Origin of the sequence: Pseudomonas sp. EA_65y_Pfl2_P78 (assembly GCF_963970495.1) — a bacterium.
GTDB lineage: Bacteria > Pseudomonadota > Gammaproteobacteria > Pseudomonadales > Pseudomonadaceae > Aquipseudomonas > Aquipseudomonas baetica_A.
In genome coordinates this window covers 22,046-46,648 of the sequence record NZ_CAXAON010000033.1, presented here as the reverse complement: position 1 = coordinate 46,648, position 24,603 = coordinate 22,046, and the positions used below count along the sequence as shown (strand labels likewise).

27 protein-coding genes and 1 riboswitch are annotated in these 24,603 nt (G+C 59.9%); of the genes, 20 read left to right on the top strand and 7 right to left on the bottom strand.

From position 1 onward, the window contains the following. Positions 1 to 5: 5 nt before the first annotated feature. Together purN and purM are read right to left on the bottom strand one after the other, a co-directional pair. Positions 6 to 656: a phosphoribosylglycinamide formyltransferase gene (gene purN / locus AACY02_RS21730; RefSeq protein ID WP_339433708.1), complete on the bottom strand. Its 651-nt coding sequence runs from the start codon at positions 654 to 656 to the stop codon at positions 6 to 8. Then, positions 656 to 1,714 (bottom strand): phosphoribosylformylglycinamidine cyclo-ligase, encoded by a 1,059-nt coding sequence (gene purM / locus AACY02_RS21725; protein ID WP_339433707.1) that lies wholly within the window; start codon positions 1,712 to 1,714, stop codon positions 656 to 658. Before purM ends, purN begins: the two co-directional genes overlap by 1 nt. Before the next feature lie 370 nt (positions 1,715 to 2,084). On the opposite strand from purM, the gene AACY02_RS21720 reads away from it, so the two are divergent. The 5 genes from AACY02_RS21720 (at position 2,085) to AACY02_RS21700 (ending at position 6,759) form a co-directional block, all read left to right on the top strand. After that, positions 2,085 to 3,143 carry a DUF2066 domain-containing protein gene (locus AACY02_RS21720; protein WP_339433706.1) on the top strand — a complete coding sequence of 353 codons (1,059 nt, stop codon included), beginning with the start codon at positions 2,085 to 2,087 and terminating at the stop codon, positions 3,141 to 3,143. 34 nt (positions 3,144 to 3,177) lie between these two features. Next, entirely contained in the window at positions 3,178 to 4,251 is a 1,074-nt protein-coding gene (locus AACY02_RS21715; protein WP_339433705.1) for an AI-2E family transporter, read from the top strand. A 217-nt stretch (positions 4,252 to 4,468) separates the two neighbouring features. Further along, positions 4,469 to 5,173, top strand: coding sequence for a DnaA regulatory inactivator Hda (gene hda / locus AACY02_RS21710; protein ID WP_007919828.1), 705 nt, complete (start codon positions 4,469 to 4,471; stop codon positions 5,171 to 5,173). A 214-nt stretch (positions 5,174 to 5,387) separates the two neighbouring features. Beyond that, positions 5,388 to 6,002, top strand: a complete 615-nt coding sequence (locus AACY02_RS21705) for a C40 family peptidase (protein WP_339433704.1) — start codon at positions 5,388 to 5,390, stop codon at positions 6,000 to 6,002. A 220-nt stretch (positions 6,003 to 6,222) separates the two neighbouring features. Then, a complete protein-coding gene (locus AACY02_RS21700; RefSeq protein WP_339433703.1) occupies positions 6,223 to 6,759 on the top strand; it encodes a C40 family peptidase in 537 nt (178 codons plus the stop codon). A 65-nt stretch (positions 6,760 to 6,824) separates the two neighbouring features. On the opposite strand, the gene AACY02_RS21695 is transcribed toward AACY02_RS21700, so the two are convergent. Together AACY02_RS21695 and AACY02_RS21690 are read right to left on the bottom strand one after the other, a co-directional pair. Beyond that, complete coding sequence (locus tag AACY02_RS21695) at positions 6,825 to 8,138, bottom strand: PQQ-dependent sugar dehydrogenase (protein ID WP_339433702.1); 1,314 nt, start codon at positions 8,136 to 8,138, stop codon at positions 6,825 to 6,827. A gap of 66 nt (positions 8,139 to 8,204) precedes the next feature. Beyond that, the gene (locus AACY02_RS21690) at positions 8,205 to 8,789 is read right to left on the bottom strand and encodes a hypothetical protein (protein ID WP_339433701.1); all 585 of its coding nucleotides are present in this window, start codon (positions 8,787 to 8,789) and stop codon (positions 8,205 to 8,207) included. A 153-nt stretch (positions 8,790 to 8,942) separates the two neighbouring features. Beyond that, positions 8,943 to 9,168, top strand: a riboswitch (cobalamin riboswitch). Positions 9,169 to 9,250: 82 nt separating this feature from the next. Between AACY02_RS21690 and cobO the strand changes: the two genes are divergently transcribed. The 14 genes from cobO to AACY02_RS21620 all read left to right on the top strand — a co-directional run bounded on the left by cobO (position 9,251) and on the right by AACY02_RS21620 (position 20,699). Then, positions 9,251 to 9,862: a cob(I)yrinic acid a,c-diamide adenosyltransferase gene (cobO, locus tag AACY02_RS21685; RefSeq protein WP_339433700.1), complete on the top strand. Its 612-nt coding sequence runs from the start codon at positions 9,251 to 9,253 to the stop codon at positions 9,860 to 9,862. After that, complete coding sequence (locus AACY02_RS21680) at positions 9,859 to 11,208, top strand: cobyrinate a,c-diamide synthase (protein WP_339433699.1); 1,350 nt, start codon at positions 9,859 to 9,861, stop codon at positions 11,206 to 11,208. Before cobO ends, AACY02_RS21680 begins: the two co-directional genes overlap by 4 nt. Before the next feature lie 47 nt (positions 11,209 to 11,255). Then, the gene (bluB, locus tag AACY02_RS21675; RefSeq protein WP_339433698.1) at positions 11,256 to 11,906 is read left to right on the top strand and encodes a 5,6-dimethylbenzimidazole synthase; all 651 of its coding nucleotides are present in this window, start codon (positions 11,256 to 11,258) and stop codon (positions 11,904 to 11,906) included. Continuing rightward, on the top strand, positions 11,903 to 12,811 hold the full coding sequence (cbiB, locus tag AACY02_RS21670) for an adenosylcobinamide-phosphate synthase CbiB (protein WP_339433697.1): 909 nt from the start codon (positions 11,903 to 11,905) through the stop codon (positions 12,809 to 12,811). The genes bluB and cbiB overlap by 4 nt, the downstream gene beginning before the upstream one ends. Next, positions 12,804 to 13,796 (top strand): threonine-phosphate decarboxylase CobD, encoded by a 993-nt coding sequence (gene cobD / locus AACY02_RS21665; protein ID WP_339433696.1) that lies wholly within the window; start codon positions 12,804 to 12,806, stop codon positions 13,794 to 13,796. The genes cbiB and cobD overlap by 8 nt, the downstream gene beginning before the upstream one ends. Beyond that, positions 13,793 to 15,244, top strand: coding sequence for a cobyric acid synthase (locus tag AACY02_RS21660; protein ID WP_339433695.1), 1,452 nt, complete (start codon positions 13,793 to 13,795; stop codon positions 15,242 to 15,244). Before cobD ends, AACY02_RS21660 begins: the two co-directional genes overlap by 4 nt. Positions 15,245 to 15,331: 87 nt before the next feature. After that, entirely contained in the window at positions 15,332 to 15,853 is a 522-nt protein-coding gene (gene cobU, locus AACY02_RS21655; RefSeq protein ID WP_339433694.1) for a bifunctional adenosylcobinamide kinase/adenosylcobinamide-phosphate guanylyltransferase, read from the top strand. Continuing rightward, entirely contained in the window at positions 15,850 to 16,905 is a 1,056-nt protein-coding gene (gene cobT, locus AACY02_RS21650) for a nicotinate-nucleotide--dimethylbenzimidazole phosphoribosyltransferase (protein ID WP_339433693.1), read from the top strand. The genes cobU and cobT overlap by 4 nt, the downstream gene beginning before the upstream one ends. Then, entirely contained in the window at positions 16,902 to 17,477 is a 576-nt protein-coding gene (gene cobC / locus AACY02_RS21645; RefSeq protein ID WP_339433692.1) for an alpha-ribazole phosphatase family protein, read from the top strand. Before cobT ends, cobC begins: the two co-directional genes overlap by 4 nt. 1 nt (position 17,478) lies before the next feature. After that, positions 17,479 to 18,210 (top strand): adenosylcobinamide-GDP ribazoletransferase, encoded by a 732-nt coding sequence (locus AACY02_RS21640; protein WP_339433691.1) that lies wholly within the window; start codon positions 17,479 to 17,481, stop codon positions 18,208 to 18,210. Positions 18,211 to 18,299: 89 nt separating this feature from the next. Next, positions 18,300 to 18,704, top strand: coding sequence for a MarR family winged helix-turn-helix transcriptional regulator (locus AACY02_RS21635; protein WP_339433690.1), 405 nt, complete (start codon positions 18,300 to 18,302; stop codon positions 18,702 to 18,704). Between the two features lie 52 nt (positions 18,705 to 18,756). Then, positions 18,757 to 19,965, top strand: coding sequence for an MFS transporter (locus AACY02_RS21630; RefSeq protein ID WP_339433689.1), 1,209 nt, complete (start codon positions 18,757 to 18,759; stop codon positions 19,963 to 19,965). Continuing rightward, positions 19,962 to 20,084, top strand: a complete 123-nt coding sequence (locus AACY02_RS21625) for a hypothetical protein (protein ID WP_339433688.1) — start codon at positions 19,962 to 19,964, stop codon at positions 20,082 to 20,084. The genes AACY02_RS21630 and AACY02_RS21625 overlap by 4 nt, the downstream gene beginning before the upstream one ends. 54 nt (positions 20,085 to 20,138) lie before the next feature. Next, entirely contained in the window at positions 20,139 to 20,699 is a 561-nt protein-coding gene (locus AACY02_RS21620) for a glutathione peroxidase (RefSeq protein ID WP_339433687.1), read from the top strand. Positions 20,700 to 20,776: 77 nt separating this feature from the next. Here AACY02_RS21620 and AACY02_RS21615 read toward each other — a convergent pair whose 3' ends face one another. From AACY02_RS21615 to AACY02_RS21605, 3 genes are all read right to left on the bottom strand, one after another. Beyond that, positions 20,777 to 22,048, bottom strand: coding sequence for an OmpP1/FadL family transporter (locus tag AACY02_RS21615; protein ID WP_339433686.1), 1,272 nt, complete (start codon positions 22,046 to 22,048; stop codon positions 20,777 to 20,779). Between the two features lie 146 nt (positions 22,049 to 22,194). Further along, entirely contained in the window at positions 22,195 to 22,677 is a 483-nt protein-coding gene (locus AACY02_RS21610; RefSeq protein ID WP_221732210.1) for a hypothetical protein, read from the bottom strand. Positions 22,678 to 22,953: 276 nt separating this feature from the next. Next, entirely contained in the window at positions 22,954 to 23,178 is a 225-nt protein-coding gene (locus AACY02_RS21605; RefSeq protein ID WP_221732211.1) for a hypothetical protein, read from the bottom strand. A gap of 965 nt (positions 23,179 to 24,143) precedes the next feature. On the opposite strand from AACY02_RS21605, the gene AACY02_RS21600 reads away from it, so the two are divergent. Further along, the gene (locus AACY02_RS21600) at positions 24,144 to 24,467 is read left to right on the top strand and encodes a sel1 repeat family protein (protein WP_339433685.1); all 324 of its coding nucleotides are present in this window, start codon (positions 24,144 to 24,146) and stop codon (positions 24,465 to 24,467) included. Positions 24,468 to 24,603: the final 136 nt, after the last annotated feature.

The following is a 24,603-nucleotide window of genomic DNA, read 5'->3' as shown; positions in this document are numbered from 1 at the left end:
ATCTCCTAGTTTCGAATCAAGTGGCCGCTGGCCGCGAGTAGCTGGCTATCCAGTAAAGCACCTTGTTCTCCGAGCGTCAGCCTGCCTTCGGCAAACCAGCGTACCGCCATCGGATAGATCAGGTGCTCCTGAACGTGAACTCGCTGCGCCAGACTCTGCGGCGTGTCGTGCAACTCTACCGGTAATACTGCCTGTACGACCAGTGGTCCGCCATCGAGTTCCTCGGTGACGAAGTGTACGGAGCAGCCGTGCTCGGTGTCGCCGGCTTCCAGCGCGCGCTGATGAGTGTGTAACCCTTTGTATTTGGGCAGCAGCGACGGATGGATATTGAGCAGGCGACCCTGATAGTGGCGAACGAAATCAGCGCTGAGAATGCGCATGAAACCGGCCAGTACCACGAGTTTGGGATTGAATTCGTCAATCAGTTTGATCAGGGCAGCATCGAAGGCCTCGCGACCTTCGAATGCCTTGTGATCCAGCGAGCGGGTGGCGATACCCGCGTCACTGGCGCGTTGCAGGCCGTAAGCGTCGGCGCGGTTTGAAATCACCGCAGCGATGCGAACCGGGCTGTCGCCGGTCCGCGAGCTGTCGATCAAGGCCTGCAAGTTACTGCCGGTGCCGGACAACAGCACCACGACATCACAGGTTGCGGACATTAATGAGCCTTAAGGTTCTTCAGATCAACCTGAGCTGCGCCTTCGGCGGCGGCAGCGATCTGACCGATGAGCCAAGGCTGCTCACCCGCTTCACGCAGGGTGTTCAGGGCCACTTCAACGTGCTCCTGAGCCACGCAGATGACCATGCCTACGCCGCAGTTCAGTACGCGGTGCATCTCGGTTTCGTCAACGTTGCCTTTTTCTTGCAGCCAGTCGAAGACGGCCGGGCGAGTCCAGCTGGCCACGTCAACAACGGCCTGGGCGCCTTTTGGCAGAACGCGCGGGATGTTGTCGAGCAGGCCGCCGCCGGTGATGTGGGCCATGGCTTTGACGGCGCCGGTGTCTTTGATCAGCTTGAGCAGCGGCTTGACGTAGATGCGGGTTGGCGCCATCAGCAGGTCGGTCAGCGGTTTGCCGTCGAGCTGGATGTTTTCGATGTCGGCGCCGGACACTTCGATGATCTTGCGGATCAGCGAGTAGCCGTTGGAGTGCGGGCCGGACGATGGCAGGGCGATCAGGGCGTCACCGGTGGCGACTTTCGAGCCGTCGATGATTTCGGCTTTTTCCACGACACCGACGCAGAAACCGGCCAGGTCGTAGTCTTCGCCTTCATACATGCCAGGCATTTCTGCGGTTTCGCCGCCCACCAGCGAGCAACCGGACAGTTCGCAGCCAGCGCCGATGCCGGTAACGACCTGGGTTGCAGTTTCGACGTTGAGTTTGCCGGTGGCGTAGTAGTCGAGGAAGAACAGTGGCTCGGCGCCGCACACCACCAGATCGTTCACGCACATGGCAACGAGGTCGATGCCGATGCTGTCGTGCTTGTTCAGGTTCAGTGCCAGACGCAACTTGGTGCCGACGCCGTCAGTGCCGGAGACCAGCACAGGCTGCTTGTAGCCGGCCGGGATTTCGCAGAGGGCGCCGAAACCGCCCAGGCCGCCCATGACTTCCGGGCGCGCAGTGCGCTTGGCGACGCTCTTGATGCGTTCGACCAATGCTTCACCGGCGTCGATGTCTACACCGGCGTCCTTGTAGCTCAGGGAGGGTTGCTTGCTCATGATCCAGGCCTTTAGGGGGGATTCAGGGGTAACGACCGAGTTCAGCGGGAACGCCGAAGTCGATGGGGCGATTGCCTCACGCGAGTTTCGAGGTGCCCGGCTGTTGCCGGTCTGCGAAGGCGCGCGATTTTATCAGGCTTGAGGGGCAGCGGCCATCCTCGCACCGACGGGCAGGGGCATATCGGCCGAAATTTTTTGCAATTGAGCCGTCCGGGTGCCTGTATAAGGTGTTGCAATTAACCGTCTATCGTTATCACTGTGCAAAAACTTACCGCCGCTGTGTGAATGTTTTGCAACGGCCGGTGGTCACAGCCTTGCTCAATCGGTTCACGCGGCCTGTTCCAGCCGCTCCTGTCGACGGGAATTTTCCATGCGTTTTTGTAAATTGTTGTTTGTGTCCTGTTTGTCTGTGGTCAGCCTGGCGAGTCATGCCGAAAACCTCAAAGGCCTTTATCAAGTGCGTGAGCCGGTCAGCGGCCAAGCGCCGCAAGAGCGTGATCGCGCGACCCAGGCCGCGCTGGACACCCTGGTGTTGCGCCTGACCGGTGATCCTAAAGCCCCGCAAAATCCCGGGTTGGCGCCGATCAGGAAAGATCCGCAGCAGATCATCACCCGGTTCGGCTTTGATGCCGGTCCACCTGAGGTGCTGAAAGTCGATTTCGACCCCAATACCACCGAGCAGGCCTTGCGCCGCGCCGGGTTATCCCTGTGGGGGGCCAGTCGGCCGTCGATTCTGGGTTGGTGGCTGAGTGACTCGACCGAGGGTTCGAGTCTGGTCGGTGATGGTCAGGCCGCTGCTGCGCCGCTGCGTGCAGCCGCTCAGCATCGCGGTTTGCCATTGCGTTTGCCGCTGGCGGACCTCAGCGAACAATTGGTTGCTAGCGCGCCAGTACTGGAGGGCTCTGATCCGGCGCCATTGCAGGACGCTTCGGAACGCTACAATGCTGACGCCTTGCTGGCAGTACATGCCCGTGAAGAGGGCGGGCAGTGGCAGGCCAAATGGCACTTGTGGATGGCCGATCAAAAAGACGCGGGGAGCGTGCAGGGTGCCGATCAGGCCGCCGTGGCCGATGCCGTGATGCTGGCGGTTGCCGAGCGACTGGCGCCGCGTTATGTGGTCAAGCCCGGCACTTCAGGTCAGCAGACGCTGGAGGTGCAGGGCATGAATCTGGAGCGCTATGCGACGTTGTTGCGGGTGCTCGAGCCGTATGGGGTGCGTCTGCAGAGTGTTGATGGCGATCGTATCGTCTATCGGGTCAATGGCAGTGTCGATCAGTTGCGTGCTCAGTTGTCGCTGGCGAAGTTGCAGGAGTTGCCGGCCGCAGCGCCAGTGCCTGTGGCTGCGCCGCAAGCGTCGGTCCAGGGTGCAGCGCCGGTTGCTGCTCCGGCCCCGACACCTGCGGCGCCGTCTCTGCGGTTTCGCTGGTAAGTCTTTCCTTATATAGAAGAAGCAGGAGTGGTAAATGGCCGATACGCGGCGTTGGTTCTGGCTCGGTGGGGTGGTCCTGCTTTGCGCGTTTGTGTGGTTGCTGCACCCGATCCTCACGCCGTTTCTGGTGGCGCTGCTGCTCGCTTATCTGTTCGATCCGCTGGTGGATCGACTGGAAAAGCTCGGGCTGTCCCGAACCTGGGGCGTAATCACCGTGTTTGCCTTGTTCTCGCTCATCGTGACGGCGCTGTTGTTGGTGTTGGTGCCGATGCTGGCCAAACAGATGCTGCGATTGTATGAGTTGACCCCCCAAATGCTGGACTGGTTGCAGCACACGGCGGTGCCATGGGCGCAGTCGAAGCTGGGGTTGGCGGATGGCTTCTGGAAATTCGACAAGGTCAAGGCGGCCATCAGCGAGCACATGGGCCAGACCAGTGACATTGTCGGTGTGGTGCTCAGTCAGGCGACGGCTTCGGGGCTCGCGCTGATTGGGTGGTTGGCCAATCTGGTGCTGATCCCGGTGGTGGGTTTCTATCTGCTGCGAGACTGGGACTTGATGATGGCCAAGATTCGCAGCCTGCTGCCGCGTGATCGTGAGGAGCGCGTGGTAACGCTGGCAGGCGAATGCCATGAGGTGCTAGGGGCATTCATGCGCGGTCAGTTGCTGGTGATGCTGGCGCTGGGCGTGATTTACGCGGCTGGGCTGATGATCGTCGGTCTGGAGTTGGGGCTGTTGATCGGTCTGATTGCGGGTCTGGCGGCGATCGTGCCGTACATGGGTTTCGTGATTGGCATTGGTGCGGCGCTGATTGCCGGGTTGTTCCAGTTCGGAGGGGATCTGTACCCGATGGTCGGGATCGTCGCGGTATTCATGATTGGTCAGGCGCTGGAAGGCATGGTGCTGACGCCGCTGCTGGTGGGCGACCGGATCGGATTGCACCCGGTGGCAGTGATCTTTGCGATTCTGGCCGGCGGCGAGTTGTTTGGTTTCACCGGGGTACTGCTGGCGTTGCCGGTAGCGGCCGTGATCATGGTGCTGGTGCGACATGTGCACGATCTGTACAAGGATTCCGACATTTATAGTGGCGTGGACGAACTCGAGCTGTGATCGAGACGGGCGACCCGGCAGATCGCCGGGTTGGCTCGTGTCTTGCGGGTGATACGGGTCTGACCGCGTCAGAGAATCTGTCATAAAACCAATGCGTTAACGCAAACCTTTGATTTTGCTTGGACTCTGTCGCATTGTGCGCTCAGCTTCACGGGTATAAACTTCGCAAACTTTACACAGAGGCCACTAACGGTTCCTTGAGAACTGTTCAGTCAGCATGAAACCGATTCAGCTGCCCCTAGGTGTGCGTCTGCGCGACGACGCCACCTTCATCAACTACTACCCAGGCGCCAATGCCGCTGCACTCGGCTATGTCGAGCGCCTATGCGAAGCCGACGCCGGCTGGACAGAAAGCCTGATCTACCTGTGGGGTAAACACGGCGTAGGGCGTACGCATCTGTTGCAGGCCGCTTGCTTGCGATTCGAGCAGATGGGTGAACCTGCGGTGTACCTGCCGTTGGCCGAGTTGATGGATCGTGGCGTCGAAATCCTCGACAACCTTGAGCAGTACGAACTGGTCTGCCTGGATGACTTGCAGGTCATTGCCGGCAAGGCTGACTGGGAAGAGGCGATGTTTCATCTGTTCAACCGTCTGCGTGACAGCGGTCGGCGCTTGCTGATTGCCGCTTCAACCTCTCCGCGTGAGCTGCCAGTGAAACTGGCTGACTTGAAATCACGCCTGACCCTGGCGCTGATTTTCCAGATGCGTCCTCTCTCCGATGAAGACAAGTTGCGTGCGCTGCAATTGCGTGCGTCGCGTCGCGGTCTGCACCTGACGGATGAGGTCGGACATTTTATTTTGACTCGCGGCACTCGCAGCATGAGCGCGCTGTTTGATCTGCTCGAGCAACTCGATCAGGCCTCATTGCAGGCTCAACGCAAGCTGACCATTCCTTTCCTCAAGGAAACCTTGGGCTGGTAAAGCCTTGGGTTTCATTGGGTCTCGGTATATTTCAGGCGCCAGAAAATCCGCTTTCCTGCAGGCTGTGCAGGCCGCGTTTCGTTTCAAATGGGCTTAAGCGCTTAGATGTAAACGAGAAACCGGGAAGTCACAAAAAGATCGATTGAATTTGCAAATGAAGTCGATAGCGGGCATAGTCTCGGCTTCTTTACAACTACCAGCCACGGTCGTGCCCATGCTAAAGCGCTTCGCACCCCTCGTGCCTCTCGCACTCGTCACCCTGTTGTACGGTTGCGCTGCTCATTCTCCAGTTCAAGAGCAGTCACAACAGGTTAAAAATTCTGCTACTGCCCAGTCTTCCGTTATTTACCAGGAAGAGCTGGATACCGAAAAAGAACTCTCTGACTTCAACAAGAAGCCCTATGAGTTGCCAGTTCTGGCCGACAGCATCCTTGAGCGCGGCATGTCCCTGATCGGTACCCGTTACCGTTTTGGCGGTACCTCGGAGGCTGGTTTCGACTGCAGTGGTTTCATCGGTTATCTGTTTCGCGAAGAAGCTGGCATGAATCTGCCTCGCTCCACCCGCGAAATGATCAACGTTGACGCACCGCTGGTATCGCGCAGCAACCTCGAACCGGGTGATCTGCTGTTCTTCGCCACCAGTGGTCGTCGCGGTCGTGTCAGTCACGCCGGGATCTACCTGGGTGACAACCAGTTCATTCATTCCAGCAGTCGTCGTAGCGGTGGTGTTCGTATCGATAACCTGGGTGACAGCTACTGGAGCAAGACCTTCATCGAGGCCAAGCGCGCGCTCGCGATGGCACCGACCGTGGTCACCGCTCGCAAGTAATACCGCCCTTTGTCGCTGCATTCGCGGCGACAATCTGCCATCGGCAACGCAGTAGACCTAAACTTTACAAGGTGAAGTTAAAGTCTTACTTGAAGTTTGTCGTGTAGCCGCTAGAATCTGATCCTATATTGATGGCAAACCGCCTGCGTGTTCACGCAGGCGGTTTTGTTTTCTGTCCATCCGGCAGAGAAAGCCGCAGCCAGATCAGGATGTTCTGCTTATGACCATGTCGGCCCGCCTTGCAATGATGTTTTTCGCAGCGCTGCTCAGCGCCTGCGCCAGTCGCACGCCACCACCTGCGCCGGTTGTTCGCGCTCCGGTAGCGTTCGGCCCTTCTCAGTCTTATTCACCTGCTGCCGACGACGTGTTGTTCCGCGCGCTTGGCCTGGTCGGCACGCCTTATCGCTGGGGCGGCAATACCCCGGATTCGGGGTTTGATTGCAGTGGCTTGATCGGTTTTGTTTATCGTGATGCAGCGGGTATTTCTCTGCCGCGCTCTACCCGCGAACTGATCGTCATGCAGGCGCCGAATGTCAGTAAAGAAGGCTTGCAGACAGGCGATCTGATTTTCTTCGCCACCAATGGCGGCTCGCAGGTCAGTCATGCGGGGATTTATGTCGGGGAAGGGCGTTTCGTGCATGCGCCGGCTACCGGCGGTACGGTGAAGCTCGATAGCCTGTCGAAAGCGTATTGGCAGAAGGCGTACCTGAGTGCCAAGCGGGTGTTGCAGCCTGAGCATCTGGCGCATAACCCGTAGCGCTGGGAAAAGAGATGTGGGTGCGGGCAAGCCCGCTCCCACATTTATTATGTGTCGCCCCTGATTTATTGAGCGGAAGACACCCGCCAAACTTTGTTTCCCACATCATCGGCCACCAGCAAGCCACCTTGCTGGTCGATCACCACGCCTACCGGGCGACCCAGAGCGTTTTCGTCCTTGTCGAGGAAACCGGTCAGCACATCCACCGGTTTGCCATTCGGCTTGCCGCCGGTAAACGGTACGAAAATCACTTTGTAACCACTGTGCGGCTTGCGGTTCCAAGAGCCGTGCTGGCCGATGAACGCCCCTTCCTTGAATTGCGCGGGCAGTGTGTTGCCTTCGGCGAAAGTCAGGCCCAGTGAGGCGGTGTGCGGGCCGACGGCGTAATCCGGGACGATGGCCTTGGCCACCAGGTCGAGATTCTGCGGGCTGACGCGCACATCGACATGCTGCCCGTAATAGCTGAACGGCCAGCCATAAAAACCGCCATCCTTGACTGAGGTGATGTAGTCCGGCACCAGGTCGCTGCCAATCTCGTCGCGCTCATTGACTGCGGTCCACAATGCGCCGCTGCTTGGCTCCCAAGCCAGGCCGTTGGGATTGCGGATGCCTGAAGCGAAGATCCGGTGATCGCCGGTGGCCCGATCCACTTCCCAGATCGCTGCGCGACCTTCTTCTCTATCCAGTCCGTTCTCGCCGACGTTGCTGTTCGAACCGACAGTGACATACAGCTTGCTGCCGTCCTTGCTGGCAATGACGTTTTTGGTCCAGTGATGATTCAGCGTGCCGCCCGGCAGGTCGGTGACCTTGATCGGCTGCGTTTTGATTTCTGTTGCGCCAGTTTCGTAGTGCAAGCGCAGCAGGCGATCGGTGTCCGCGATGTACAGGTCATTGCCGACCAGGGTCATGCCGAACGGTGAGTTGAGATTTTGCACAAACACCGTACGCGTCTCAGCCACGCCATCGTGATCGGCATCACGTAGCAGGGTGATGCGATTTGCGCTCGGTACGCCGGCGCCAGCCTTGCCCATGACTTTCTTCATGATCCAGCCACGAATGCCGCTGCTGTCGTCAGGTTTGGGCGGAGCATTGGTTTCCGCCACCAGCACGTCGCCGTTGGGCAGCACGTAAAGCCAGCGCGGATGGTCTAGACCTTCGGCGAATGCCGCCACTTGCGTGCCTGCCGCGGCAGTCGGTTTTGCGCCATCTGGCCAGCCGACCGCCGGGGCGATATTCACGGTTGGGATCAGGGTTTTGTTGGGTTCGGGTAGTTTCGGTGACGGGCCGGTGCCGTCGGAGACTTGAAGGCTTGAGGATTCACCACAGGCGGCGAGCCCCCCGGCGAGCGCGATAACGAGAGCGAGCTGGGTCTTGCGCATTGCTGATCTTCCCTATGAATGCATTCGTAATCATAGAGGCACGCGCAAGCCCGATGGTTCAACCGCTTAGCCGCGGGCCTCCTTGAAGAGCACGGCAATGCCCGGGTGATAGTTGCCAGCATCGCTGCGCAATTTGCGATAGGCGTAAGGGAAATACCAGGCCGCGGCGCAGGTGTGTTCTTTTTGCAGGTCGTCGACCATGTCCTGCAGTTCTTCGGGGGTGGCGCTGTGCTGGGCTTTTTGCGGGGCGACAAACAGGCAGCCGAGCTTGAGGTCGCTGGCGAAACTGATGCGTTTGGCGTCGCTGGTGATCTCCAGCAGGGCTTGGGTCAGGTTGAGATTGTTCACGCGTGGCCAGCGCTGGGTGGCTTGAATGAACGCGCGATCTTCGGCGCCGGCCAGGAACAGGTCGGCGCGGGCATTGCGCTCGCCATCCTCGTTTTGCTTGCGGGTAGCGGTCTGCTCTAGCGTCACCAGTTCGGCCATCCAGGCCGCAGCGGAAAGCAATCCGAGATTGGCTTTCTCGTCATGCCAGTAGGGTGTGTCGCTGTCGCCGCGCACGGCGTTGTAGCGGTCGATACAGTCAAACCAGCGTTCCAGTACCGGGCGCAGAAATTCCAGGCGCGGGTTGCTGATGATCATGCCTTGCATGTGGCTCACCTTATTCTTGTGTGATGTGAGATTGTGGCTCTTTGATATCACTCTTGAGAGTGTGGCACAAGATTGGCGTCAGATCATTGATCGACGGCAGTTATTCGCCCGACAGCCTCCTCTTTAATTGACGCTCCACCCCCAACCCTCTAACCTTCGCGGCTTGTTTCAGGTGCTCTGTGACCCCTGTCGACAGAGTGAAACAGGGAAGCCGGTGAGGGTCGTCTTCAAACGAAGAGCAACCACGATCCCGGCGCTGCCCCCGCAACGGTAAATGAGTGAAAACTGCGTCGAATGCCACTGCTCAAAGCGGGAAGGCGCGCAGCCAGGCGATTCGCCGCTCATGAGCCCGGAGACCGGCCTGATTCATCCAACGGCATCACGGTGGGCGATGCCAGGCTTTTTTGCCTTCTATTCTTGTGCCTGCCCGCCGTTATCCAGCCTCAACGGAGAGCTCCCCCATGACTGATTCCCCTGAGCGTGACGAACGCCATCTGGCGCGTATGCAGCGCAAAAAAGCCGTGATCGATGAACGTATCGCCAATTCGCCTGATGAGTGCGGCCTGGTGCTGGTGCTCACCGGCAATGGCAAAGGCAAAAGCAGTTCGGCGTTCGGCATGCTCGCCCGCGCCATGGGGCACGGCATGCGCTGCGGCGTGGTGCAATTCATCAAGGGGCGCAACAGCACCGGCGAAGAGCTGTTTTTTCGGCGTTTCCCCGAGCAGGTGCGCTTTCATGTGATGGGCGAGGGCTTCACCTGGGAAACCCAGGACCGTCAGCGCGATATCGCCGCCGCCGAAGCCGCTTGGGAAGTGTCCCGCGAGCTTTTGCGCGATCCGTCGATTGGCCTGGTGGTGCTGGATGAGCTGAATATCGCCCTCAAGCACGGCTACCTCGATCTCGATCAGGTGCTCAGCGACTTGCAGGCGCGTGCGCCGATGCAGCATGTGATTGTCACAGGGCGCGGCGCCAAGCCGGAAATGGTCGAGATGGGCGACACCGTCACTGAAATGGGCATGATCAAACACGCCTTCCAGGCCGGTATCAAAGCGCAGAAAGGCGTCGAACTTTGAATCAGTCACGTCATTGCCCGGCGGTACTGATTGCCGCGCCGGCTTCCGGTCAGGGCAAGACCACCGTCACGGCCGCGCTGGCCCGTTTGCACCGCAATCAAGGGCGCAAGGTGCGCGTGTTCAAGTGCGGCCCGGACTTTCTCGATCCGATGATTCTCGAGCGCGCCAGCGGTGCGCCGGTCTATCAATTGGACATGTGGATGGTCGGTGAGCAGGAAAGCCGTCGTCTGCTGTGGGAGGCCGCAGCCGAGGCCGATCTGATTCTGATCGAAGGCGTGATGGGGTTGTTTGACGGCACGCCGTCGAGCGCTGATCTGGCCCGGCATTTCGGCGTGCCGGTGCTGGGTGTGATTGATGGAACGGCGATGGCGCAGACCTTTGGTGCGTTGGCGCTGGGCTTGGCGAAATATCAGCCGGATCTGCCGTTCGCTGGCGTGCTGGCCAACCGGGTCGGTACGTTGCGTCACGCACAATTGCTCGAAGGCAGCCTGACCGAAGGCTTGCGCTGGTATGGCGCATTGTCCCGCGAGACCGGCATCGAATTGCCGAGCCGTCATCTTGGTCTGGTTCAGGCCGGTGAGCTCAATGACCTCGATGTGCGCCTGGACGCCGCTGCACAAGCGCTTGCCAGCAGTTGCGAGGTAGCGCTGCCACCGGCCGTGGAATTTGCCGCGCCTGAAGTCATCAATGTAGAGCCCTTGTTAAAAGGTGTGCGAATCGCCGTCGCCCACGATGAAGCGTTTGCCTTCACCTATGGCGCCAGCCTCGACCTGTTGCGGGCGATGGGCGCTGTGTTGAGTTTCTTCTCGCCGATCCGCGATACGCAGTTGCCAGAGGCCGACAGCCTCTATCTGCCCGGCGGTTACCCGGAACTGCACCACGTTGCGTTATCGCAGAACAGCGCAATGCTCGATGCCATCCGCGCCCATCATGCGGCAGGAAAACCGTTGCTCGCTGAATGTGGCGGCATGCTGTATCTGCTCGACTCGTTGACTGACGTTGAGGGCAGTCGCGCCGAACTGGTCGGCTTGCTCGCAGGCGATGCGGTGATGCAGAAACGCCTGGCGGCATTGGCGCTGCAAGCGGTTGATCTGCCGGAAGGCACGTTGCGCGGCCACACCTATCACCATTCCCTGACGACGACTGAATTGACGCCGATTGCCCGAGGCCTGAGCCCGAATGGCGGGCGTGGTGCGGAGGCGGTTTATCGGGACGGGCGGATGACGGCGTCGTATGTGCATTTTTACTTCCCGTCGAATCCTGCGGCTATTGCTGCACTATTGCTGCCTGACCGCGAGGCCGCCTTCGCGAGCAAGCTCGCGCCCAAAGGGGATCGCGTTTCTTGAGCAAGCACCCCGACCCATGTGGGAGCGAGCTTGCTCGCGAAGAGGCCGTGACGGACAACGCATTTTCCGAAGCCGAACGCGCAGCGGTCTACAAAGCCATCGCCGAACGCCGCGACATGCGCCACTTCACTGGCGGCACCGTCGAGCCCCAGTTGCTGCGCCGTTTATTGGACGCCGCACATCAAGCACCAAGTGTCGGCTTGATGCAGCCTTGGCGTTTCATCCGCGTCAGCGACCGTGCACTGCGCGGGCAGATCCGCAATCTCGTAGAAGAAGAACGCATCCGCACCGCCGAGGCCCTCGGTGAGCGCAGTGACGAGTTCATGAAGCTCAAGGTCGAAGGCATCAACGACTGCGCCGAAGTGCTGGTCGCGGCGCTGATGGATGATCGCGAGAAACACATTTTCGGGCGCCGCACGCTGCCGGAAATGGACATGGCTTCGTTGTCCTGTGCGATTCAGAATCTGTGGCTGGCGTCCCGTGCCGAAGGATTGGGCATGGGCTGGGTCTCGTTGTTCGAGCCGCAAGCGCTCGCCGATCTGCTGAAACTGCCGGCCGGGGCCAAGCCTTTGGCCGTTTTGTGTCTGGGCCCGGTTAAGGAATTCTATCCGGCGCCGATGCTGGTACTCGAAGGGTGGGCGCAGGCGCGTCCGCTCAATGAGTTGCTGTATGAAAATTATTGGGGAGTGAGTCAATGAGTGTGGCGTTGTTGAGTGTCGCCGCGGTCGCGCTGGATGCGCTGCTGGGTGAACCGAAACGCTGGCATCCGCTGGTAGCGTTCGGCAATTTTGCCGGGCGCATCGAGCAACGGTTCAACGCCGGTGGCCGGGGCTGGCGAAGCCACGGCGTGACCGCGTGGGTGATCGCGGTGCTGCCGCTGACCTTGCTGGCCACTGCATTGTCCTGGGCGCCGTATGTGGGCTGGGTTGTCGAGATCCTTGCGTTGTATTGCGCCCTTGGCATGCGCAGCCTCGGCGAACACGTCGAGCCGGTGGCCCAGGCGTTGCGCGCCGATGATCTGGAAGAGGCGCGTAAGCGTGTCGGTTATCTGGTCAGCCGCCAGACCCATGAACTGGACAGCACCGCCGTCGCCCGCGCGGCCACCGAGTCAGTACTGGAGAACGGCAGCGATGCGGTGTTCGCCGCGCTGTTCTGGTTTGCTGTGGCGGGTGCGCCGGGCGTTGTCCTCTACCGTTTGAGTAATACGCTCGATGCGATGTGGGGCTATCGCAACGAACGTTTCGAGCGTTTTGGCTGGTGCGCGGCCAAAATCGACGACGTACTCAACTACGTTCCTGCACGCCTGGTGGCGTTGACCTACGCACTGCTCGGTAAAACCCGGCTGGCGTTGAAATGCTGGCGCACCCAGGCGCCGAAATGGGACAGCCCCAACGCCGGCCCGGTGATGGCGGCGGGAGCCGGTGCGCTCGGCGTGGAACTGGGTGGTCCGGCGATTTACCACGGCGAACTGCATGAGCGTCCGCAACTGGGCGAAGGCGTTCAGGCCGATGCCGATTCCATCGACCGTGGCTGGCAATTGGTTCAGCGCGGCGTATGGTTATGGCTGCTGATTCTTTGCCTGGGGGCTGAATTCTATGCTTGAGCACGGTGGCCGGCTGCGCAAGGCTGCTCTCGATTACGGTATTGCCGAAGCCGACTGGCTCGACCTGTCCAGTGGTCTGGCGCCGTGGCCGTTTCCGATCCCCGACATACCGCTGCGAGCCTGGGCGCGATTGCCGGAGACCGACGACGGTCTGGAACAAGCCGCGTGCGATTATTACGGCGCTTCGCAGGTGTTGCCGGTGGCCGGTTCGCAGATGGCCATCCAGTTGCTGCCGCGCTTGCGTCGGGCTGGCAAAGTCGGTGTGTTGTCGCCGTGTTATGCCGAGCACGCCGAAGCCTGGCGCCGCAGCGGCTACATCGTGCGTGAAATGCTCGAACAGGAAGTCGACTTCTTTATCGACAACCTTGACGTGCTGGTGGTGGTCAATCCGAACAACCCCACCGGCCTGAGTCTGAGCCCGGCGCGGCTGCTCGACTGGCATGCACGGCTGGCCCAGCGCGGTGGTTGGCTGGTGGTCGACGAAGCGTTCATGGACAACACCCCGCAGTTGAGCCTGGCTGCACATACCCATCAGGTCGGTTTGATTGTGTTGCGTTCATTCGGCAAGTTTTTTGGTCTGGCCGGGGTGCGACTGGGTTTTGTCCTGGCCGAGCGCAAGTTGCTTAAATTGCTCGCCGAGCAAGTCGGGCCGTGGGCTGTAAGCGGGCCGACGCGGGTGTTGGGTCGGGCCTGTCTGCGCGACACTGAAGGTCACACCCGGCAACGCATTCGCAGTGACGAGGCGAGTGAAAGGCTTGCCCTTGTGCTGGAGCGTTACGGCTTCAAACCCCACGGCGGTTGCGCCTTGTTCCAGTGGCTGATCACTGAGCATGCCGCCGCGCTATACGAATTCATGGCCCGTCGCGGCATCCTTCTGCGCCTCTTCACCCACAACAGCAGCCTGCGTTTCGGCTTGCCTGCCGACGCGGCTGAGCAAGCGCGTCTCGAACAGGCGCTGCAGGCCTTTACCAAGGAATTGAAATGACAACCCTGATGGTGCAGGGCACCACCTCCGACGCGGGCAAAAGTACGTTGGTGACGGCGCTGTGCCGCTGGGCGACCCGTCAGGGTGTCGCCGTCGTGCCGTTCAAACCGCAGAACATGGCGCTCAACAGCGCGGTGACCGCTGACGGCGGCGAAATCGGCAGGGCGCAGGCTGTGCAGGCACAAGCGGCGTTTCTTGAGCCGCACACCGACATGAACCCGGTACTGCTCAAACCCAATAGCGACACCGGCGCGCAAGTGATCATTCATGGGCGCGCCGTCACCAGCATGAACGCCGTGGCCTATCACGACTACAAAGCCATCGCCATGAAGGCTGTGCTGGCCTCGCACGAACGATTGAGCGCGGCGTACCCGTTGGTTATGGTCGAGGGCGCAGGCTCGCCGGCGGAGATCAACCTGCGCGCTGGCGACATCGCCAACATGGGGTTCGCCGAGGCGGTCGATTGCCCGGTGCTGCTGATTGCCGACATCAATCGCGGTGGTGTTTTTGCTCATTTGGTTGGCACGCTGGAGTTGCTGTCGCCGAGCGAGCAGGCGCGGGTAAAAGGCTTCATCATCAACCGTTTTCGCGGTGACATCGCCTTGCTGCAACCAGGCCTCGACTGGCTTGAGCAGCGCACCGGCAAACCGGTGGTCGGCGTGTTGCCGTATGTGATGGATCTGCATCTGGAGGCGGAAGACGGCATCGACCAGCGCCAGACCGACAAGGCCGATCAAGTGCTCAAAGTGGTGGTGCCGGTGCTGCCGCGCATCAGCAACCACACCGATTTCGATCCGCTGCGTTTGCATCCACAGGTTGATCTGCAATTTGTGGGGCCGGGGCAGGCGATTCCGGCAGCGGACCTGATCATCTTGCCGGGCTCGAAAAGCGTGCGCAGTGATCTGGCCTATCTGCGCGCCAACGGCTGGGACACGGCGATCAACCGTCACTTGCGTTACGGCGGCAAAGTGCTGGGGATATGTGGTGGCATGCAAATGCTCGGTCAGCAGGTGCATGACCCGCTGGGGCTGGAAGGCTCGCCGGGGTCCAGTGCCGGTTTCGGTTTGCTGGCGTTTGAAACGCAGCTTGAGGCCGAGAAGCAATTACGCAATGTGCGCGGGCGTCTGACGCTGGAAGATGCCGAAGTCAGCGGTTATGAGATTCATGCTGGCGTGACCACTGGCCCTGCACTGGAAAACGCAGCGGTGCGGCTCGATGACGGTCGTTGCGATGGCGCGCAGAGTGTTGATGGGCAGGTGTTCGGTACGTATCTGCATGGCGTGTTCGAATCGCCGGCGGCCAGTGCGGCGTTGCTGCGCTGGGCGGGGCTGAGCGATGTGCAGGACGTGGATTATCACGGGTTGCGCGAGCGCGATATCGAACGGTTGGCGGATCTGGTGGAGAAGCATCTGGATACCGATTTGTTGCGTCAGCTCTGTGGGGTCTAGGGTGTTTCGGCTACCGCGGTCTCTGTGGGAGCGGGCTTGCTCGCGTAGAGGCCGGTGGCCTCAATGCATAATTTTCAGGATGTTCCCATGCTCCAATTGATCCTCGGCGGCGCCCGCTCCGGCAAAAGTCGCCTGGCGGAAACGCTCGCCACCGACAGCAACCTGTCAGTCACCTACATCGCCACCAGCCAGCCGCTGGACGGCGAAATGAATGACCGCGTCGCTCATCATCGCGCTCGTCGTCCTGCCCAATGGGCGCTCATCGAAGAACCGCTGGAACTGGCCCGCGTCCTGCGCGAAAACGCCAATGCCGAGCGTTGCCTGCTGGTCGATTGCCTGACCCTGTGGCTGACCAACCTGTTGATGCTCGATGACGTTGAGCGTCTCGTCGCTGAACGCGACGCCCTGCTCGAATGCCTGGCGTCCTTGCCGGGTGAAATCATTTTTGTCAGCAACGAGACCGGAATGGGTGTCGTGCCGCTGGGCGAATTGACTCGCCGCTACGTCGATGAAGCCGGTTGGCTGCATCAAGCTCTGGCTGAGCGCTGTCAGCGTGTCGTCCTGACCGTCGCCGGCCTGCCCCTGACCCTGAAAGGACCTGCCTTATGACCCAAGCCTGGTGGCTGAGCCCGTGCAAACCGGTGAACGCCGATATCGTTGAACAAGCGGCAGCACGGCAACAGCAATTGACCAAACCAGCCGGCTCTCTGGGGCGGCTCGAGTCGGTGGCGGTGCAGTTGGCCGGTCTGCAAGGGCAGGTGAAGCCGACGCTTGAACAGGTCTGGATTGCAATCTTTGCCGGTGATCACGGTGTTGTGGCTGAAGGTGTGTCGGCATTTGCGCAGGAAGTGACCGGGCAGATGCTGCTCAACTTCGTCAGCGGCGGCGCGGCGATCAGCGTGCTGGCACGCACGCTCGGTGCACAACTGGAAGTGGTGGACCTGGGCACGGTAACGCCGACGCTGAATCTGCCGGGAGTGCGTCACTTGAATATCGGCGCAGGCACGGCGAATTTCGTTCAGGGTTCGGCGATGACTCAATCGCAAGGCGAACTCGCGTTGCTGGCCGGTCGCGACAGCGTGTTGCGTGCCAAAGCGGCGGGTACGCAGTTGTTCATCGGTGGCGAAATGGGCATCGGTAATACCACCGCTGCCAGTGCGCTCGCCTGTGCGTTGCTCGATTGCCCGGTGGCGCACCTGACCGGCCCCGGCACCGGTTTGAATGCCGAAGGTGTCAGCCATAAAGCGCAAGTGATCGAGCGCGCATTGGCGTTGCACGCCGCGCAGCGTGGTGACGCGTTGCAGACACTGTTCAACCTTGGGGGGTTCGAGATTGCCGCGCTGGTCGGCGCGTATCTGGCCTGTGCGCAGGAAGGCGTAGCCGTGCTGGTCGACGGCTTTATCTGCACCGTCGCCGCGCTCGTCGCGGTGCGCTTGAATCCGGCTTGCCGTGAGTGGTTGCTGTTCGGACATCGCGGTGCTGAGCCGGGCCATCGGCATGTGCTGGAAACCCTGAGCGCCGAACCGTTGCTGGAACTCGGCCTGCGTCTTGGCGAGGGCAGTGGCGCCGCGCTGGCGGTGCCACTGCTGCGTCTGGCCTGCGACCTGCATGCACAGATGGCGACGTTCGCTGAGGCGGCGGTGGCGGATCGTCCGGCATGACGTTGCGTCTGGATTTACTGCGACACGGTGAGACCGAACTCGGTGGTGGCTTGCGCGGCAGTCTCGATGACGCGCTCACCGAAAAGGGCTGGGCGCAGATGCGTGCGGCTGTCGTCGCGGGCGGGCCGTGGGATCGTTTGGTCAGCTCGCCATTGCAGCGGTGCGCGCGGTTTGCCGCTGAACTCGGTGAACAACTGAATCTGCCGGTGCAACTGGACAAAGATCTGCAAGAACTGCATTTCGGCTCTTGGGAAGGGCAGAGCGCGGCGGCGCTGATGGAGACGGATGCCGAGGCGCTAGGGCTGTTCTGGGCTGACCCGTATGGGTTTACGCCACCGCAGGGCGAGCCGGTCAGTGATTTTTCTGCGCGGGTATTGGCGGCGGTGGCGCGGCTGCAAGCGGCGTATGCGGGTGAGCGGGTGCTGCTGATCAGCCATGGCGGCGTGATGCGCCTGTTGCTGGCGCAGGCGCGAGGATTGCCGCGTGAACAGTTGCTCAATGTTGAAGTCGGTCACGGCGCGCTCTTCTCGCTGACGGTCGAGGTTGACGGTTTGCTCAAGGAAGGTCACTGACATGCTGGCGCTGTGGATCGCCCTGCAATTTCTCAGCAGCCTGCCGATTCGTTTGCCGGGCATGCCTGAGCCGGAACAGCTTGGGCGTTCGCTGTTGTTTTATCCGCTGGTGGGGTTGCTGTTCGGCGTGATCCTTTGGGCGCTGAACCTGGCGCTGGCGGGTGCACCGTTGCTGCTGCACGCGGCGCTGTTGTTAACGGTTTGGGTGTTGCTCAGCGGTGCGTTGCACCTTGATGGTCTGGCCGACAGTGCCGATGCCTGGTTGGGTGGCTTTGGTGATCGCGAACGTACGTTAACGATCATGAAAGACCCGCGCAGCGGGCCGATCGCTGTGGTGACGCTGGTGCTGGTGTTGCTGCTGAAATTCGCGGCTTTGCTGGCGCTGATTGAGCAGCAGCAAGCGATGGCGTTGATCATCGCGCCGTTGCTTGGGCGGGCGGCGTTGCTCGGGCTGTTTCTGACCACCCCCTATGTGCGCGCCGGTGGCTTGGGGCAAGCGCTGGCCGATCATCTGCCGCGCAAGACGGGGTGGCGGGTGCTGGGGTTGAGCGCGGCGGCGTGTTTGCTGATCGCCGGATTCAAAGCGATGGTTGCTTTGGTTGTAGCGCTCGTTGTGTTTTTCTGGCTGCGGCAAGTGATGATGCGACGGCTGGGCGGGACGACCGGGGATACGGCGGGGGCGTTGCTTGAATTGCTGGAGATGGCGGTGTTGGTGGGGGTGGTCTTGGTCTGACGGATGGCTGGCTTATCACGCGCCACAAACCGTATTGATAAACTGATGTGTAACTTGATTTAACACAGTCACGGGTATATACACGCACCATGCTTCCTTCTCAGTGTTTGTGCACCAACCTGCGTCGCGCCGCGCGTGGCGTCAGCAGGCATTACGACGGCGCTCTCGACGGCTTCGGGATCAACGTTGCCCAGTATTCTTTGCTGTGCAATCTGCAGCGTCTGGAACAACCGAGCATCTCGGAACTGGCCGAAGCCATGGGCCTGGACCGCAGCACCCTGGGACGCAATGTGCGCGTGCTGGAGGGCGAGGGATTGGTCGCGCTGGCCGAAGGCGAGGACATGCGTAACCGCATCGTCCGGCTCACCGAGGCAGGTATACAGCGACTGGCAGCGGCATTGCCAGCCTGGGAAGCGGCGCAGCAGCGATTGATTGATCGTTTGGGCGCCGAGAAGCGTGAAACCTTGCTCAGATTGCTCGACGAACTGGCGTAGCGCCGGTTTTTTCGGGCTCAAGCGGGTATATACCCGCGAATGGAGAACAACAATGACATCGATGTGGCGTACGTGCGGTTGGGTGTTGCTGGGGAGTGCGCTGATTTTGGCGTTGTCATTGGGCATAAGACACGGTTTTGGCTTGTTCCTGTCGCCGATGAGTGCGCAGTTTGGCTGGGGGCGTGAGGTGTTCGCCTTTGCCATCGCCTTGCAGAACCTGATTTGGGGGCTCGCCCAGCCGTTCACCGGCGCACTGGCGGACCGCTTCGGCGCGGCGAAAGTGGTGCTGATCGGTGGCGTGCTCTACGCCGCGGGGCTGGTGTGCATGGCCCTGTCGGATTCGGCGTTGACGTTGTCCCTGAGTGCGGGCCTGTTGATTGGCATTGGCCTTTCTGGCACCTCGTTCTCGGTGATCCTGGGCGTCGTCGGTCGCGCGGTGCCCCCGCAGAAACGCAGCATGGGCATGGGCATTGCCAGCGCTGCCGGCTCCTTCGGCCAGTTCGCCATGTTGCCAGGCACGCTGGGTCTGATCGGCTGGCTCGGTTGGTCGGCTGCGCTGCTGGTGTTGGGTCTGTTGGTGGCGCTTATTGTGCCGCTGGTGAGCATGCTCAAAGACAACCCGCTCCCAGTACTCGGTCATGAACAGACACTCTCGCAAGCCCTGCGTGAAGCCTGTTCGCACTCTGGATTCTGGCTGTTGGCCTTCGGCTTTTTCGTCTGTGGTTTTCAGGTGGTGTTTATCGGCGTGCATCTACCGGCCTATCTGGTTGATCAGCACTTGCCGGCCACGGTTGGCACCACGGTGCTGGCGCTGATCGGACTGTTCAATATCTTCGGCACCTACACCGCCGGTTGGCTCGGTGGCCGCATGTCCAAACCACGGTTGCTGACAGCGTTGTATTTGCTGCGAGCGGTGGTGATCGCGTTGTTCCTGTGGCTGCCGGTGACAACGACATCGGCGTATGTGTTTGGCATGGCCATGGGGTTTCTGTGGCTGTCGACGGTGCCGTTGACCAACGGTACGGTAGCGACCTTGTTCGGCGTGCGAAACCTGTCCATGCTTGGTGGCATCGTGTTTCTGTTCCATCAGCTTGGTGCGTTCCTCGGTGGCTGGCTGGGCGGGGTGGTGTATGACCGTACCGGGAGTTATGACTTGATCTGGCAAGTGGCGATACTTCTGAGCCTGTTGGCGGCGGCGTTGAACTGGCCGGTGCGCGAGCGTCCTGTCGCACGCCTGCAAACCAGTGCGGGCGCTGCATGAGTCGTTTGTGGTCACGAATTGCCCTCACCGCGCTCGGCGTCGCCTTGCTGGCGCTGGTGTGGTGGGGCTGGCATCAGGGCGGCCTGGCCTTGATGCAGTTGGGCACGAGTATTTGCTAGAAGCAGGCGTGGCGAGTAACGTCGACCTCTGACGACTGCTCAAGGAGGCTCGAAATGCTGATGCGCTGGTGTGCGGTTCCCGCGTTGCTGATGGCGTTGGCTGGCCTGGCCCAGGCCGCAGACTGTCCGGAATTGTTGCAAGGCTCATTGCCGAAATTGCGTGCCAAGGATTCCATTGATCTGTGCAAGCAGTACGCCGACAAACCGCTGGTGGTGATCAACACCGCCAGTTTCTGTGGTTTCGCGCCACAGTTCGAAGGCCTCGAGGCACTCAATCAGCGCTACAAGGCGCAAGGTCTGGAAATGCTCGGTGTGCCCTCCAACGACTTCAAACAGGAGTCCAGGGACAGCGCTGAGACTGCCAAGGTTTGCTATGCCAACTACGGCGTGACATTCGCCATGACCGAGCCGCAGAAGGTTCGGGGTGATGACGCCACGCATATGTTTCAGGTGTTGGCTGCGCAGAGCAGTGCGCCGAAGTGGAATTTCTACAAATACGTGGTGGATCGCCAGGGCAAAGTGATCGCCAATTTCTCCAGCCTGACCAAGCCGGATGATCCGGAGTTTCTCGCCGCGATCGAGAAAGCCATTGCCTCAAAGCCGCTGAAACCCTGATCTAAATGAAAAAGCCCCGCGCTCTTTACCGAGGCGGGGCTTTTTAGTGGGCGAGGGGTTAGCCTCGCCTGACAGCATCAGAAGCGGTAGGTTGCGCCGAGACCGAAACCGTTTGCCGAGTTTTCATACTTGGAGTTGTAGCTCTGGCCGCGATCGTTTTCGTTGCGGATCTTGACCGACTCTTCCTTCAGGTACGAATAAGCGACATCGATCGTCAGGTCTTCGGTCGGGCTCCAGCCAGCGCCGATGCTGAAGATCGTCCGGTCGCCGGTAGGAATGCGTGGCGAACGGTCGACGTTGTTGGTCGGCGACTGGTCGAACGTCAGGCCGGTACGCAGTACCCACTCCTTGTTCAACTGGTACGACGTGCCCACGGCGTAAGCCCAGGAGTCGTGCCAGTTCTGGTCTTCGGTGATTTCACCGAACTGACCGGCCAATGCAGGCTGTACGCCGGAGTTCTTGACGGTGATTTTTTCCAGTTGGCTCCAACGGGTCCAGGTGGAACCGGCATAGACGTTCCAGCGGTCGTTGATCGCTTGGGTGACCGAGAAGTCGATGGACTCAGGCGTGGTGATCTTCAGCGAAGCATCGTACTTCTGGCTGGCGCTAAGACCGGCCAGCGCCAGTGCGCCGTAGTTGACCTTGGTGTTGCCTTCAAGCTTGTAGTCGACTTTGGAGTGATACGTCAGACCCAGTCGGGTGGTGTCGGTGGCTTGTACCAGCACGCCGATGTTGTAGCCCAGTGCGGTGTCGTCGCCCTTGATCTTGACCTTGCCATCCGGCAGGGCCTGAGTGATCGACAGGTTGGATTCCAGCGTGCCGTCGATGCGGTTGATGGTCGGGCCGAAACCGATCGACACCTTGTCGTTGAAGGCGTAGCTGACAGTTGGCTGAAAGGTGATGACCTGTACTTCGGACTTGCTGCCGAAGTAACGACCGGCAAACCCTTTTTCATAGTCGGTAATCAGGCCGAACGGTACATAAACCCCCAGACCAAATGCCCAATGCTCATCGATCGGTTTGACGTAGAAGCCCATAGGTACGGAGGTGAAGGGCACCATGTCGCCTTTGTTGCTGCCGCCGTTAGGGCTGGAGCTACCGTCGCTGATATCGGTCTTGGCATCGAGGAATGCAACACCGCCAGTGACTTGTTCGCGCTTGAGGCGCGACATGCCGGCAGGGTTGCCATAAACAGTGCTTGCGTCGTCGGCAGAAGAAGATCGCCCGGCGTAACCCGTCCCCATCCCGCTAATGCTGTGTTCGTTGATGGCAAAGCCAGCGGCGAAAATCTGCGTGGATGCCATGGCAACGGCGAGGCTAAGGGTGGTTTTGAGCATTACTTTTTTCATTATTAGAACTCCTGGTGATCACCGGGGCGAAAATTACCAACATTTTCGTTCCGGCGCTATAGTCCGTATGCGTTGAGTTAGAGCGGTTTTGTAGGACAATCCGACCAGAATGGCGACATGATGGGCGATCTTGAAAAACTGGTCAGTCAGCAAGCGACCTGATTCAGTGGTGAAACACAGGTTTGCCATGCATAAGTGAAGTCCCGCAGGCGACCCTGGGGCTGAAAAGTCTGACGCCAGATCCGCGCCATGCCGAGCAGATCATTGGGGGCGGGAAGGGTGGGGTTTTGTTCTTCCACCAGCAGCCAGGCGATGGCCGTGGCGTAACGCAGGTTGACGGTCAATTCCAGGTGCGGGCTGCTGAGAAAGGCATGCTGGCTGGCCAGTCCGCGAACCAGGCTGGCGCGTTCCGGATCGAGCGCCAGATAGTCATCCCAGAGTGCCTGATGGCGATGCTCGGCGATGCGGTAGAGGCCGTGGCCTCGGCGGTCATGCAGGGCGGACCCGAGGTCGGACTGGCTGGCTGCAATGCCCAGCAAAAGGGATTCGGCGGTTGCGCAATGGCGTCCCAGATAAATCAGCGTAGGACGGATCACGTAGCGACACAGTTCGCTGGCAGCGATACCCATAAAGCCCTCGGATCTTGTTATTGGGCGGCGATACCTGAAGGTGGCCTTGGCAGCGGTGGATCGACTCAGGCTCGCCGGAAGCGGATCACGCCGCTTGAGTTGAAGTGTAGTGTCATATTTGCGACGTAAAGGCCTGTTTTTAAAATATTTCCGGCAGTGAGTTATAACCGTTATATCCGATAGTGCTTAGGCGTCGAGGGTAAAAAGTGAAACATCAGGCAATAAAAAGCCCTGCGTTTTAAGCAGGGCTTTTGCTTTTTGCAGCCTTTTCGGCTCTCAGGCAATCAGGGCCTGACGTGTACGATCGATCACGGCCTGCAGCGGTTCGGCGCTGGAGTATTGATCGGGGTACAGACGCTCGCTGTGGCGGGCGATCCCGTGTTCATTGACCACGGTGAAGCTGAAGCAGCCTTTGCGAGCGGCCATGATCAGGCAGTTCATTGGTGCAAAAGCGTTGGTTAGGGTGCGAATGGCATCCTGAGTATGAATTTGAGCAGACATAGTTATTAGGTGTTCCTACAAATGACACGGATAAGAGCCGTGCAACGTTAAAACGTTCCAGTAACGTCGACCACCATTGGTCGAACGAAGAACCCGACTGGAACAAAGCAGCCAGTTTGAAGCGCTATTAAGTTGGCGCGCTTGGGCTGGCAGGTAGGTACTTAGGAGGGCAGGCAACACATCAAGGGCAAAGGTTCTGGGCCCGGGGTGAAGATCCTGATCAATTTGCAGGTTGGTTCGGTCAGAGTAAGTGGCCTTCGCAACACCCTTTGCATTCATTCAAAGGCTGTGTTGTCGCAAGATTTACCTGGAAACCATCGAGGGGTCGATCCCGCTTTTTTCGGTAGTGGCTTCTTGGAAGAAGGTTGACCGTGGGGATGTGTTCGACCGGAATTGACTTTCAGCTTGGTACTAACGCCGCGGATACTAACGGATCGAATTGGACAAAGCAAACCCTGCGTTGAAAAAGATTGCAGTAGCGAGCGGAGTTCGCGAAACGACCTCGCTGGGGCGCCCCGGATTGGCTCACATCTCGACCGTCGGTCGGCGAAGACGTATCCGTGAAACGGCGCCTCAGAGGCCTCTTTCGTTAGTCAGGGTGCCAAAACGAACCGAAAAAGCGCATTGATATAACCGGGTAACAGGCACTTGTGCACATTAGTTGCGCAAGCTGTAACGACGCTGTCACATCAATCCTGACTCCGGTGGCTGCCTGTATCGAAAGTTTAAGTCAATGAAAAACATCGCTTTTTTTTGTTGGTGAAAAAATCGTCAGTTTGACTGCGGGCCCCATTCCACAAGGCTTTGCGAGGGTTGGAGAGCGGTTGTCCACTGAGTTATCCACAGCTTCTGTGGATTGTCCCGAGCGCTTGCTCTAGCACGGGCGTGCCGGGTTGTTTTTCGACTTTACCTGTAAGAAAAAGAGAGTAAAGTGGCGCGCCTTCCGATCTGTCCCACAGTGCTTTATGAAGTTTCGCTCAGTACCAGACGCTGTTACCTCAGAACATCTCCGTGTTACCTCTCCCAAGCGATTTTCCGTGCGTGTGGCCGAATGGTTGCTCGACAGTCCGCGCCTGAGTGACAGCCATAACGCCAAACACTTGGCTGGCCGCCTGCTCAAGCAACCGGCGCGTGAAGGCGTGGTCGCCGCACAAAGTCGTCTCGGTCAGTTGATGTGCCGCGAGTGCGGTAATGCCCGGGACCGTCGCATTGGTCAGGATCTGCTGCGTCAGGCCGCCCGCGCCGGCGACCGTCGTGCGCAACAGGAACTTGGCCTCATCGAAGACTGAGCTGTCCAAGTTCTGACACCTTCGTTACCCTTCAGGCTTTATCGGATCGGCAGGAGTCGCTATGGCTATGGACTTGACCAGCGTATTGCTCGGTCTCGCAGGCGCTGGGCTGCCATTGTTGGCGTTGGCCTGGCAA